Annotated in this window: 12 protein-coding genes; 6 read left to right on the forward strand and 6 right to left on the reverse strand. The window is 62.4% G+C overall.

The window, feature by feature from the left end; translation table 11 throughout:
* Positions 1-126: 126 nt before the first annotated feature.
* Positions 127-2,817: an aconitate hydratase AcnA gene (gene acnA, locus GR212_RS13550; RefSeq protein ID WP_163987090.1), complete on the reverse strand. Its 2,691-nt coding sequence runs from the start codon at positions 2,815-2,817 to the stop codon at positions 127-129.
* Positions 2,818-3,080: 263 nt separating this feature from the next.
* On the opposite strand from acnA, the gene ccmA reads away from it, so the two are divergent.
* The 5 genes from ccmA (at position 3,081) to GR212_RS13575 (ending at position 6,262) form a co-directional block, all read left to right on the forward strand.
* On the forward strand, positions 3,081-3,728 hold the full coding sequence (ccmA, locus tag GR212_RS13555; RefSeq protein ID WP_163987091.1) for a heme ABC exporter ATP-binding protein CcmA: 648 nt from the start codon (positions 3,081-3,083) through the stop codon (positions 3,726-3,728).
* A 247-nt stretch (positions 3,729-3,975) separates the two neighbouring features.
* A complete protein-coding gene (ccmB, locus tag GR212_RS13560; RefSeq protein ID WP_163987092.1) occupies positions 3,976-4,635 on the forward strand; it encodes a heme exporter protein CcmB in 660 nt (219 codons plus the stop codon).
* A 79-nt stretch (positions 4,636-4,714) separates the two neighbouring features.
* Positions 4,715-5,476, forward strand: coding sequence for a heme ABC transporter permease (locus GR212_RS13565; protein WP_163987093.1), 762 nt, complete (start codon positions 4,715-4,717; stop codon positions 5,474-5,476).
* A 1-nt stretch (position 5,477) separates the two neighbouring features.
* A complete protein-coding gene (gene ccmD / locus GR212_RS13570) occupies positions 5,478-5,651 on the forward strand; it encodes a heme exporter protein CcmD (RefSeq protein WP_163987094.1) in 174 nt (57 codons plus the stop codon).
* Entirely contained in the window at positions 5,648-6,262 is a 615-nt protein-coding gene (locus GR212_RS13575; RefSeq protein ID WP_163987095.1) for a DsbE family thiol:disulfide interchange protein, read from the forward strand. The genes ccmD and GR212_RS13575 overlap by 4 nt, the downstream gene beginning before the upstream one ends.
* 164 nt (positions 6,263-6,426) lie before the next feature.
* Here the strand turns inward: GR212_RS13575 and GR212_RS13580 are convergent, their stop codons facing one another.
* Genes GR212_RS13580 through dapF form a run of 5 tightly spaced genes read right to left on the reverse strand, consistent with a single transcriptional unit; the run spans position 6,427 to position 11,394 of the window.
* The gene (locus GR212_RS13580) at positions 6,427-7,017 is read right to left on the reverse strand and encodes a DUF2585 domain-containing protein (protein ID WP_163987096.1); all 591 of its coding nucleotides are present in this window, start codon (positions 7,015-7,017) and stop codon (positions 6,427-6,429) included.
* Entirely contained in the window at positions 7,014-7,733 is a 720-nt protein-coding gene (locus GR212_RS13585; RefSeq protein ID WP_163987097.1) for a septation protein A, read from the reverse strand. Before GR212_RS13585 ends, GR212_RS13580 begins: the two co-directional genes overlap by 4 nt.
* Complete coding sequence (gene ftsY / locus GR212_RS13590; RefSeq protein WP_163987098.1) at positions 7,730-9,199, reverse strand: signal recognition particle-docking protein FtsY; 1,470 nt, start codon at positions 9,197-9,199, stop codon at positions 7,730-7,732. The genes GR212_RS13585 and ftsY overlap by 4 nt, the downstream gene beginning before the upstream one ends.
* Before the next feature lie 18 nt (positions 9,200-9,217).
* Complete coding sequence (mtaB, locus tag GR212_RS13595) at positions 9,218-10,492, reverse strand: tRNA (N(6)-L-threonylcarbamoyladenosine(37)-C(2))-methylthiotransferase MtaB (protein WP_163987099.1); 1,275 nt, start codon at positions 10,490-10,492, stop codon at positions 9,218-9,220.
* Positions 10,489-11,394, reverse strand: coding sequence for a diaminopimelate epimerase (dapF, locus tag GR212_RS13600; RefSeq protein ID WP_163987100.1), 906 nt, complete (start codon positions 11,392-11,394; stop codon positions 10,489-10,491). Before dapF ends, mtaB begins: the two co-directional genes overlap by 4 nt.
* A 384-nt stretch (positions 11,395-11,778) precedes the next feature.
* On the opposite strand from dapF, the gene GR212_RS13605 reads away from it, so the two are divergent.
* Positions 11,779-12,222, forward strand: coding sequence for an SRPBCC family protein (locus tag GR212_RS13605; RefSeq protein WP_163987101.1), 444 nt, complete (start codon positions 11,779-11,781; stop codon positions 12,220-12,222).
* Positions 12,223-12,331 lie beyond the last annotated feature (109 nt).

Genomic DNA, 12,331 nt, shown 5'->3' on the forward strand with positions numbered 1-12,331 from the left:
TGACGCAAAGTCACGATGGGGTGAGACCAAGGCCCGGCACCGGGCTTGCCGTACACATCGGCGTGAAAAACAAGACGCCGCCGGGAGACTTTCCCCGGCGGCGTGCAAGCATGCTTGGAAGACCTATCAGGCGGCGAGATCGCGCAGAACGGTCTGCAGGATGCCGCCGTTGTTGACGTAGACGACCTCATCCAGCGTATCGATGCGGCAGATGATCGGAACGTCCTTCACCGAGCCGTCGCCATAGGTGATCTTGGCGATCTTGCGCTCGCGCGGCTTGATGTGCTCCAGACCTTCGATCGTGACGAGCTCGTCGCCCTTCAGGCCGAGGCTGGCCCAGGTGGTGCCTTCCTCGAAGACGAAGGGGATGACGCCCATTCCCACAAGGTTCGAGCGGTGGATACGCTCGAAGGACTGGGCGATCACGGCGCGCACGCCGAGCAGGTTGGTGCCCTTGGCAGCCCAGTCGCGCGACGAGCCGTTGCCGTACTCGACACCGGCGAAGATGACGAGCGGAACGCCCTCGGCCTTGTACTGCATGGCCGCATCGTAGATCGACGTCTCTTCCTTGGACGGATAATGGATGGTGTAGCCACCTTCCTTGCCGTTCGGGCCGAGCATGTGGTTGCGGATGCGGATGTTGGCGAAGGTGCCGCGCATCATGACTTCATGGTTGCCGCGGCGCGTGCCGTACTGGTTGAAGTCGGCAACGCCGACGCCATGGCCGATAAGGTAGGCACCGGCCGGCGAGGCAGCCTTGATCGAACCGGCCGGGGAAATGTGGTCGGTGGTGATCTTGTCGCCGAACAGGCCGAGAACGCGGGCGCCCTTGATGTCGGAAACGCCGGCGCCGGTCTTGCCCATGCCCACGAAGTAGGGCGGGTTCTGCACGTAGGTCGAGTTGTCGTCCCAGGCGTAGGTCTGGCCCGGAGGAACCTGCACGGCCTGCCAGTTGGCATCGCCCTTGAAGACGTCGGCGTACTTGGATTCGTAAAGTTCGCGGGTGACGTATTTCAGGATGAATTCCTGGATCTCATGCGAGGTCGGCCAAATGTCCTTGAGGAACACCGGCTTGCCGTTCTGGTCTTCGCCGATCGGCTCCTTCGTCAGGTCGAGCTGCACCGTGCCGGCAAGCGCATAGGCGACGACCAGCGGCGGCGATGCCAGGTAGTTGGCCTGGACGTCGGGCGAGATACGGCCTTCGAAGTTGCGGTTGCCGGAGAGAACGCCTGATACGATCAGGCCCTTGTCGTTGATCGTCTTCGAGATCGGCGCCGGCAGCGGGCCGGAATTGCCGATGCAGGTGGTGCAGCCGAAGCCGACCAGGTTGAAGCCGAGCTTGTCGAGATCGGCCTGCAGGCCGGACTTGGCGAGATATTCGCCGACGACCTGCGATCCGGGAGCCAGCGAGGTCTTGACCCACGGCTTGCTCTTCAGGCCCTTGGCAACGGCGTTGCGGGCGAGAAGTCCGGCCGCGATCAGCACCGACGGGTTCGAGGTGTTGGTGCAGGATGTGATGGCGGCGATCGCCACGTCACCATGACCGAGATCGAAATCCGTGCCTTCGACGGCATAGCGGTTCGAAAGCTGGCCGGGCTTCTTGTATTCGGTTTCGAGCGACGTCGCGAAACCGGAGGCGATGTTTTCCAGGGGAATACGGCCTTCCGGGCGCTTCGGGCCGGCCATGGCCGGCACGACGTCGCTAAGCTCGAGTTCCAGCGTATCGGTGAAGACGAGGTCGGCGCCATCATTGTCGCGCCACATGCCCTGCGCCTTCGAATAGGCTTCGACCAGTGCGATACGATCCTTCGCGCGGCCGGACATGTCGAGATAGTTCAAGGTTTCCTTATCGACCGGGAAGAAGCCGCAGGTCGCGCCGTATTCCGGACCCATGTTGCCGATGGTGGCGCGGTCGGCGAGCGGCAGCGCGTCGAGGCCGGGGCCGAAGAATTCGACGAACTTGGAAACGACCCCCTTCTTGCGCAGCATCTGCACGACGGTCAGCACGAGGTCGGTCGCGGTAACGCCTTCCTTGAGCTTGCCGGTGAGCTTGAAGCCGATGACCTCGGGCAGCAGCATGGAAACGGGCTGGCCGAGCATGGCGGCCTCAGCTTCGATACCGCCGACGCCCCAGCCGAGAACGCCGAGACCGTTGATCATGGTCGTGTGCGAATCGGTGCCGACGCAGGTGTCCGGATAAGCGATCGTTTCGCCATCCTCTTCCTTCGTCCAGACGGTCTGGCCGAGATATTCGAGATTGACCTGATGACAGATGCCGGTGCCGGGAGGAACGACGCGGAAGTTCTTGAATGCCTGCTGGCCCCACTTCAGGAAGCGGTAACGCTCGCCGTTGCGCTGATATTCGAGTTCGACGTTGCGGGCGAAGGCCTGCGGCGTGCCGAATTCGTCGACGATGACGGAGTGGTCGATGACGAGGTCGACGGGAACGAGCGGGTTGATCTTTTCCGGATCGCCGCCGAGCGAAACCATCGCGTCACGCATGGCAGCAAGGTCGACCACGGCCGGAACGCCGGTGAAGTCCTGCATCAGCACGCGCGCCGGGCGATAGGCGATTTCGTTCTCGACGGTGCCCTTATTGGTCAGCCATTCGGCGACGGCAAGGATATGGTCCTTCGTGACCGACTGCCCGTCTTCAAAACGCAGCAGGTTTTCCAGGAGCACCTTCATGGAGTAAGGCAGCTTGGCAACGCCGGGCAGACCATTCGCCTCAGCCTTGGGCAGGCTGAAATAGACATAGTCTTTCCCGTTCACGGTCAGCGTGGAACGACAATTGAAACTGTCAAGAGATTTAGACACGAGATACCCCGTTTCTGATAGCCAACACAGTCGTGCGAACGCCTATGCACTTTATGCACATCAGGATGCGGGTACGGCCATTTCCGCTGTCCGCACGTAAGGCAGAAAACCTTATGTTCGGCGCAAGGATGAAATTCACGCCGACCGCTGGCGTGGTTGCAGGTCTTATAGATAATTTCGTAAAGACTTGCCAGAGTGACAAGATGCAAATTTGGACAATTTTTTGCGCGTTGCGGCAACGAAAATAGGGAAAGCCTGGGCGAATGCATCTAAGCGCTGAAAATCTGGCGGCGAGGCGGGGCGAAGACCTGATTTTCTCGAACGTTTCCTTTGGCTTGGGGGGCGGCGATGCCCTCGTTCTCACGGGGCGAAACGGCTCCGGAAAGTCCACGCTTTTGCGTGTGGTGGCCGGTCTTCTGAGGCAGGAAAAGGGCCGTGTCGCATGGACGGGCAAGGACGGCGATTCGGACCGGCCGGCCGGCGAGGCCAGCCACTATCTCGGCCATCGCAATGCGATGAAATCCGAGCTCACCGTGGCTGAAAATCTCTCTTTCTGGAAGACCTTCCTCGGCGACATGGCGGGCGGCTTCGGCCTCGGTGTCGACGAAGCCGTTGAAGCCGTCGGGCTTGCCGGCATCACCCACCTGCCCTTCGGCTACCTCTCCGCCGGCCAGCAGCGGCGAATCGCTTTCGCCAAACTCCTGGTGGCCCATCGGCCGATCTGGATTCTCGACGAACCGACCGCGGCGCTGGACACTTCGGCGGACCAGCTCTTCGCGCAGCTGATCACCGCTCACCAGAAGAATGGCGGCATTGTCCTTGCGGCCACGCACCAGCCGCTGGGGCTGGAGAAGGCACAGGAAATGCGGATGACGGGATTTGCCGGGGTGAGCGAAGGGGTGTGGGGATGAAGCAGGTATTCTTTCCCGCGTGGAGACTGCTACACCCCCCTCTGTCACTTCGTGACATCTCCCCCACAAGGGGGGAGATTGCCGGGAGATTGCCGAACCTGCTTGCAAAGCCAACAGGCCTGGTCTCTGCGGATTGGATCTCGGATAAGGGCACGCGCGCGCCACAAGTTCCCAATCTCCCCCCTTGTGGGGGAGATGTCCCGAAAGGGACAGAGGGGGGTCTCTCTCGCCAAGGCAGGAGTTATCCATGACCGCCCTCTTCCTCCGCGACCTCAAGCTTTCGGTGCGCGCCGGCGGCGGGGCGTTGATCGGCATCCTCTTCTTTCTCACCGTCGTCGCCGTCATCCCCTTCGGCGTCGGTCCGGACCTCAAGCTTCTGTCGCGCATCGGCCCGGCCATCGTCTGGATCGGCGCTCTGCTGGCCAGCCTCCTCGGCCTCGACCGGCTGTTCCAGGCCGAGCGCGACGACGGCTCGCTCGATCTGCTCGTCATGCAGGAGACGCCGCTGGTGCTGACGGTTCTCGTCAAATGCGCGGCCCATTGGGTCGCGACCGGCCTGCCTCTCGTCATCGCCTCGCCGCTTCTCGGTCTCTTTATGAATATGAACGGGACGGCAATCGGCGTGACGGCTCTGACCCTGCTCGTCGGCTCGCCGGCTATCACCTTCATCGGCGCGGTCGGTGCTGCCGTCGCCGTGGCATTGCCGCGCGGCGGCCTGCTGGTCTCCATTCTGGTGCTGCCATTGGCGATCCCGGTGCTGATCTTCGGCGTCGGCGCCACCTACGCCGCCGTCGAGGGACCGCAACCCTTCCTGCCGCCGTTCCTGATCCTGATCGCGCTGACCCTGTTCTTCGCCGTTATCGGCCCGGCCGCCGCAGCGCTCGCGCTGCGCAACACGACAGATTGATCTTGATGAGAGACTGTTTCGTCGATCTGAGACAATGCTGTCGATTGCCGGAAAAGCCATATCGGGTTAAACAAGCCGCATGAGCGATATCAGCCCTGCGATCAGCCGATTTTCCGACCTCGCCAACCCCACGCGGTTCCTGGCTTTTTCGGCGCGTCTCATCCCGTGGCTGGCGGTGATCTCGGCCATTCTCTTCGCGATCGGCCTCTACCTCTCCTTCTCCACCGAAGGCGATTACCAGCAGGGCGATACCGTCCGCATCATGTATATCCACGTCCCGGCCGCCTGGCTTTCGATGATGTGCTACACGATCATGAGCATGTCGGCGATCGGCACGCTCGTCTGGCGCCATCCGCTGGCCGATGTCGCGGGCAAGACGGCAGCACCGCTCGGCGCCGCCTTCACCCTGATCGCGCTCGTCACCGGCTCGCTCTGGGGCAAGCCGATGTGGGGCACCTATTGGGTCTGGGATGCGCGGCTGACCTCCGTCTTCATCCTGTTCCTCATGTATCTCGGCCTGATCGCGCTCAACCGCGCCATGGACGATCCGTCGAAGGCGGCCCGCGTCGCCGCCGTGCTGACGCTGGTCGGCTTCATAAACATTCCGATTATCAAGTTTTCGGTCGACTGGTGGAACACGCTGCATCAATCGGAAAGCATCATGCGCCTCGACGGTCCGGCCATCGACGCGGAATTCCTCTGGCCGCTCTTCATCATGGCGCTCGCCTTCACGCTGCTGTTCTTCACGCTGCACCTGATGGCGATCCGCAACGAGATCTGGCGCCGCCGCATTGCCGCGCAGCGCCGCATCGCCGCGCGCATGGCAAGCCGGGAGGACTAGCATGACGCATCCCTTCTACGTCCTCGGCTCCTACGGCTTTGCCGCCATCATGATCCTCGCCATCATCGCCTGGACATGGATCGACGGACGCCTGCGCCGCCGCGAACTGGCAGCGCTCGAAGCTTCCGGCATCCGCCGCCGCTCGCAGCGCAAGCCGGAAGGCGACGCGAAATGACTGCCGATGCCGACGACAAGGATCAGCCGAAATCGGGTGGCGGCACCGCGCGCTATCTTCTGGCGCTGATCCCGCTCATCGTCTTTGCCTGCATCGCGCTCGCTGTCGGCAAGGTCATGTACGACCAGGAAGTGCACGGCACCGATATATCGGCCATTCCCTCGGCGCTGATCGGCACGAAAGCGCCCAAGCTCGCCCTGCCACCGCTCGCAGGCTCCAACCTGCCGGCACTGACCGACGACGCCATCAAGGGCAAGCTTACCCTCGTCAACGTTTTCGCCTCCTGGTGCATCCCCTGCCGGGACGAGCATCCCGTGCTGAAGGAGCTTGCCAAGGACGGACGGCTCAATATCGTCGCGATCAACTACAAGGATACGAGCGAGAACGCGCTGCGCTTCCTCGGCGAGCTCGGCAATCCCTATAACGCCATCGGCATCGACCCCAACGGCACCGCCGCCATCGACTGGGGCGTCTACGGCATCCCCGAGAGCTACCTCGTCTCGCCTGACGGCACGATCCTCTACAAGCAGGTCGGTCCGTTTACGGCCACCAGCCTGAAGGAAGGGCTCTATCCGGCGATTGAGAAGGCTCTGGGGAAGCCGGCGGCCTGAACTCCTTCTCCCCTCGGGGAGAAGGTGCCCGAAGGGCGGATGAGGGGGTCGGGAAACGAAGCGACTAGGGCCTTGAGCGGCAAGCGAGAGGCATCACTCTCCCGGTAACGCCCCCTCACCCGGCGCTATCGCGCCACCCTCTCCCCGATGGGGCGAGGATAAGACTAAATCCCGCCCTGCCAGGTCTTGATCGCCTCGACCGGCCACACCAGCATCAGCACGTTGAGCGTGAGATTGTCGCGGATCAGCCAGCCGGTCAGCAGCTCGAAGAAGATGGCGATGGCGACCGTCACCAGCACGGGCGCGCGCCAGGCAAACAGGAAGCCGACGACCATGAACACCGCATCCATCGACGAATTGAGGATGCTGTCGCCGACGTAATCGAGCGAGATCGTCGCCGCCCTGTAGCGATTGATAATGATCGGCGAGTTTTCCAGGATCTCCCAACCGGATTCGATCAGCATGGCCACGAAAAGCCGCATCGACAGCGGCTTGCGGCGCATGATCAGATGCGTCAGCCCAAAGAAGAGGAAGCCGTGGATGATGTGCGACGGCGTGTACCAGTCGGCGATATGCTGCGAATTGCCGCTCGATTTCACGACCGGCTCGAAAAGCTTCACGTAGCCGCAGGTGCAGATCGGCACGCGGCCCATCATGTATTCGGTCACGATCTGCACGAGCAGGACGAGGCCACAGGCGATCAACCAGAAGCTCTGCTGCCGGTAGCGGTGTTGCGCGTCGATGGCTTCGCTCATTTTCCACCTTCCGCCGGCGGCTCGACCGTATGCTTCATGATCAACGGCATCTGCGACAGGGTGAAGAGGATGGTGATCGGCATTGTGCCCCAGACCTTGAAGTTCACCCAGAGATTGTCTGCGGCCTTCACGTCGGGCAGATAATACCAGTTCGACAGGCGCCAGACGACTTCGTTGAGCACGGCCAGAACCAGGAAGAAGAGGCCCCAGCGCAGTGTCAGCTTGCGCCAGCCCTCGCTGTCGAGCTGAAAGGCGGCATTGAAGACATAGCCGAGCAGCGATTTGCCGAAGGCGAGCCCGCCAAGCAGCACCACGCCGAACAGGGCGTTGACGATGGTCGGCTTCATCTTGATGAAGGTTTCGTTCTGCAGGTAGATGCCGAGAGCGCCAAAGACGAGAACCACGATGCCGGAGACGAAGGGCATCAGCGGCAGATGGCCGAGCATGACCTTCGAGACGACGAGCGAGAGCACCGTTGCCGCCATGAACAGGCCGGTGGCGACGAAAAGAGGCCCGCCGAGCGTCGCCAACTGCGGAAATTGCTGTGCCAGCCATTCTCCCCGCAGATTGCCGAAGAAAAATACCAGCAAGGGCCCGAGTTCCAGCACCAGCTTCAGCATCGGGTGATGCTTGTCGGCGGCGCTTGGGGTCAGTTCGTTGTCGCTGGTCGTCATTGCGGCACTTTCGCTATCGTCGAGTTTGTTCTTGTCGTTCATTGGCTGCTTCCGGCACCCGTTCCTGCGATGGCGTTGGCGAAATCTTCAGCCTCGAACGGCTCAAGATCGTCTACACCCTCGCCGACGCCGATGAAATAGACCGGCAGCTTGTGCTTGGCCGAGATGGCGACAAGGATGCCGCCGCGCGCCGTGCCGTCGAGCTTGGTCATGATGAGACCGTTGACACCGGCGACGTTGCGGAAGATTTCCACCTGGTTCAAGGCATTCTGGCCTGTGGTGGCATCCAGCGTCTGCAGCACGGTATGCGGCGCATCCGGATCGAGCTTGCCGAGCACGCGCACGATCTTTTCGAGCTCGGCCATCAGCTCCGCCTTGTTCTGCAGGCGGCCGGCGGTGTCGATGATCAGCACGTCGCTCTTGTTGGCCTTGGCCTGCTGGAAAGCATCGAAGGCAAGGCCGGCGGCATCGGCGCCGAGCTTGGTGCCGATGAATTCCGACTTGGTCCGGTCGGCCCAGATCTTCAGCTGCTCGATGGCGGCGGCGCGGAACGTATCGCCGGCGGCGACCATGACCTTCAGCCCGGCGCCGGAAAGCTTTGCCGCCAGCTTGCCGATGGTCGTCGTCTTGCCGGTGCCGTTGACGCCGACGACGAGAATGACATGCGGCTTGTGGCTGAGATCGAGCTGCAACGGCTTGGCGACGGGCTTCAGAACCTTGGCGATTTCCTGAGCCATGATGCGGCCGACGTCCTCGCTGGTCACATCCTTGCCATAGCGCTCGGAGGCCAGCGTATCGGTCACCCGCATCGCCGTCTCGACGCCGAGATCGGCCTGGATCAACAGATCCTCCAGATCCTGCAGCGTCTGGTCGTCGAGCTTGCGCTTGGTGAAAAGCGCCGCGATCTGGCCGGTGAGCTGCGACGAGGTGCGCGCAAGACCGGCGCGCAGGCGCTGGAACCAGGAGAGTTTCTGCTTTGGGGCTTCCGGAGTGGGCTCGGGAATGCTGGCGGCGGTTGCAAAGCCCTTGGGAAGGATGGGGGCGGTGTCAATGTCTTTCGACGCTAGGTCAGTCTCTGCCGCACCTTCGTCACCCCCCTCTGTCCTGTCGGACATCTCCCCCACAAGGGGGGGGATCGGTTCGGAAGTAACTTCCTGCGCCGCAACATCGGCTTCAGCGCTTTCGGCCTGCTCCGGCTCGGTTACCACATTATCTGTGGCTAGTTTGGAAACCGAAGTCTCGACGTCATGCGATACAGCCGCCTCTGCGATCTCTTCAGCCAATTGCTCTTGCTTAACCGGCGCGGCATCCCCCAACCGATCTCCCCCCTCGTGGGGGAGATGTCCCGAAGGGACAGAGGGGGGTGACGCAGGCTCGGCAAATTCGGAAGCCGGCGAAACATCCGCAGCGGGAGTTTCGACCTTCGCTGAATCCTCCGCAGGCGCTTGTTCTACCGCCGGCTTTTCACGGCCGAAGGTGAAGACTTTTTTGATGAAACCGAGCGCCATGAAGTATCCGTTGAAGCATTAGGCCGCGTCGGCGGCCAGAAGTTGCATGTCGAGGTGCTTGCCATTGTGGCCGGTGATTGCGACCTGCACAAGGTCGCGCGGGCGAAGGCCGGGGGCGGCGACAAGCGTGAAGTTTTCCGTATGCGCCAGCCCGTTGTTCTCGACGAGCAGCCATTGCCGTGTTCCGGCCATGCTGTCGAGATGGGTCTGGTGCAGTCTTTGTCCAGCCTCGCGCAGGCGCGCGGCGCGCTCCTTGACCAAGGCGCGGTCGAGCTGCGGCATGCGGGCGGCGGGCGTGCCGGGGCGCGGGCTATAGGGAAAGACGTGCAGATGCGCGATCGCGGCCTCTTCGGCAAGGCCGACGGCATTGGCGAACATCTCTTCCGTCTCCGTGGGAAAGCCGGCGATCATATCGGCGCCGAAGCTCGTCTCGGGGCGCAGGCGGCGCACGTCCTCGATGAAGCTGATAGCCTCGGCGCGCGAGTGCCGCCGCTTCATGCGCTTGAGGATCATGTCGTCGCCATGCTGCAGGGACAGATGCAGATGCGGCATGAAGCGCGGCTCGTCGGCGATGAGGTCCATCAGGTGCCGGTCGGCCTCGATGCTGTCGATGGAAGAAAGCCGCAGGCGGCGGATATCCGGGATCTGCTTCAAAAGCGTCTTGGCAAGCAGGCCAAGCGTCGGCGTTCCCGGCAGATCGGCGCCATAGCTCGTGGCATCGACGCCGGTCAGCACGATCTCGCAATAGCCGCTTTCGGTGAGGTTGCGCGCCTGATCGACCACGGCGCCCATCGGCACCGAGCGCGAATTGCCGCGGCCATAGGGAATGATGCAGAAGGTGCAGCGATGATCGCAGCCGTTCTGCACCTGGATGAAGGCGCGCACATGGCCATCGATATGGCGGATCATCTGCGGCGCTGTCGCCCGCACACTCATGATGTCGTTGACGCGCAGCTTCTCTTCGGCCGAAACGCCGAAATCCGGCAGGGAGCGATAGGAAGCGCTCTTCAGCTTCTCCTCGTTGCCGAGCACGGCATCCACTTCGGCCATTTCGGCAAAGGTCTGCTTCTCGGTCTGCGCCGCGCAGCCCGTCACGATGATGCGGGCATGCGGATTGTCGCGCCGCGCGCGGCGGATCGCCTGCCGCGCCTGGCGCACGGCCTCGCCCGTCACGGCGCAGGTATTGACCAGGATGGCGTTGTTGAGCCCGGCCTTCTCCGCCTCGGCCCTCATCACTTCGGATTCATAGGTGTTGAGACGACAGCCGAAGGTAATGACCTCGACCCCGCTCACCGCGCCTGAGCCCCCTGCTCCTGATCGCGCGCCCAAAGGCCGGTGATCGGATCGACGGTGCCGGACCATTCCCATTCGGCAGGACCGGTCATGACGACATGGTCGTCCGTCTCCCGCCATTCGATGGTGAGCAGACCCGGAGCAGGCGCGGAGGCGACATCGATCGTCACCTTGCGGCCGGTACGGCCGGTGCGGGCAGCGCTGACCGCGGCAGAGCAGGCGGCCGAGCCGCAGGCCAGCGTCAAGCCGGCGCCGCGCTCCCAGGTGCGGGTACGCACCGTCGTCGGCGAAAGCACCTGTGCCAGCGTGATATTGGCGCGCTCGGGAAACATCGGATGGTTTTCGAGCAGCGGCCCGAAACGGGCGAGATCGAAGGACATCGGGTCCTTGTCGACCCAGAAGATCGCATGCGGATTGCCCATCGACATCACGGATGGCGAATGCAGGACCGGATTGTCGATCGGCCCGATCTGCAGCTCGATGCGGCTCGTATCGGCAAACTCCTCGGCAAGCGGGATCTTGCCCCACGCAAAGACCGGCTTGCCCATGTCGACCGATATCGTGCCGTCCTCATGCTCGACGGCATTCAGGATGCCGGCGACGGTCTGGAAGGTGAAAACCTTCTTGCCCGTCTCGGCCGCGAGCGCCTGCACGACGCAGCGCGTGCCGTTGCCGCAGGCCTGCGCCTTGGTGCCATCGCAATTCAGGATATCGATCCAGGCATCGGTCTCTTGCGCCTTCGGATCGTGGATGGCCATGATCTGGTCGAACTGCGTGGCCGGATCGGCATTGAGCGCAATCGCCGCCTCAGCCGTCACCACATCCTTGCGGCCGCGCATGTCGACAACCAGGATCTTGTTGCCAAGCCCGTTCATCCGCGCGAATTCGACCGTATTGCTCATGGTGGTATGTCCGTCTGTGTTTTCGAGCTGTATATGGCGGAAATGCGGGGGAATTACCAGTGGGGCGTGAATAGCTGCACGTTTCAAGATTGCGCGGTCATCCAGGCCACCCCGATCCTTCGACAGGCTCAGGATGAGGGCGGAACGAATTGCGAGCCATGTAAGGGTGTAGCCCTCACGGTGAGGAGGCTCGCAGGGCCATCTCGAACCACGAGGGCGGGTGGCGCGTCTTTCCGTCGAATCCCCTATATGATCTCGGGGCAAATCTGACGGTATTGGCCTTGACGCAATTCAGTTTAAGAAAAAATCATTCCCAATGTCGGATCACCGAAACCTCACCCGTCTTAGGCTCGTCCACTCCGTCAAATCAGAAGGATTTAGACAATGCCGAATACCATACGCCTGCACCGCGTCCTGGCCACCAGCCCGGAAAAGGTCTATCGCGCATTCATCGAAGCGGATGCGCTTGCCAAGTGGCTGCCGCCGAACGGCTTCGCCTGCACCGTGCATCATCTGGAACCGAGCGTTGGCGGTACGTTCAAAATGTCGTTCCGCAACTTCACGACGGGCGAGAGCCATGCTTTCGGCGGCGATTTTCGCGAGCTGATCCCGGGCGAGCTGGTGCGCTACACCGACAAGTTCGACGACCCGAACCTGCCGGGGGAAATGGAAGTGACCGTGACGTTGAAGAAGGTTCTCGTCGGAACCGAGGTCAACATCACCCAGGCCGGCGTGCCCGACGTCATCCCGCCGGAGGCCTGCTATCTCGGCTGGCAGGAATCGCTGGTCAACCTGGCGAAACTGGTCGAGCCCGAGATTACACAGTAGGGCTTGCGACGCACGACGCAACCCCTTCTCCCCTCGGGGAGAAGGTGCCGACAGGCGGATGAGGGGGAATTGCCGCAAGCACAAAACTCTCGGATTCTGATCTAGTCAG

It is taken from the genome of Martinezella lusitana (genome assembly GCF_010668395.1).
Lineage (GTDB): Bacteria > Pseudomonadota > Alphaproteobacteria > Rhizobiales > Rhizobiaceae > Rhizobium > Rhizobium lusitanum_A.

Coding starts and splice junctions, on each gene's coding strand:
- ccmA (WP_163987091.1), top strand. CDS start 3,081: ATGCATCTAAGCGCTGAAAATCTGGCGGCGAGGCGGGGCGAAGACCTG.
- ccmB (WP_163987092.1), top strand. CDS start 3,976: ATGACCGCCCTCTTCCTCCGCGACCTCAAGCTTTCGGTGCGCGCCGGC.
- ccmD (WP_163987094.1), top strand. CDS start 5,478: ATGACGCATCCCTTCTACGTCCTCGGCTCCTACGGCTTTGCCGCCATC.
- GR212_RS13575 (WP_163987095.1), top strand. CDS start 5,648: ATGACTGCCGATGCCGACGACAAGGATCAGCCGAAATCGGGTGGCGGC.
- GR212_RS13580 (WP_163987096.1), bottom strand. CDS start 7,017: ATGAGCGAAGCCATCGACGCGCAACACCGCTACCGGCAGCAGAGCTTC.
- dapF (WP_163987100.1), bottom strand. CDS start 11,394: ATGAGCAATACGGTCGAATTCGCGCGGATGAACGGGCTTGGCAACAAG.
- ftsY (WP_163987098.1), bottom strand. CDS start 9,199: ATGGCGCTCGGTTTCATCAAAAAAGTCTTCACCTTCGGCCGTGAAAAG.
- GR212_RS13565 (WP_163987093.1), top strand. CDS start 4,715: ATGAGCGATATCAGCCCTGCGATCAGCCGATTTTCCGACCTCGCCAAC.
- GR212_RS13605 (WP_163987101.1), top strand. CDS start 11,779: ATGCCGAATACCATACGCCTGCACCGCGTCCTGGCCACCAGCCCGGAA.
- GR212_RS13585 (WP_163987097.1), bottom strand. CDS start 7,733: ATGAACGACAAGAACAAACTCGACGATAGCGAAAGTGCCGCAATGACG.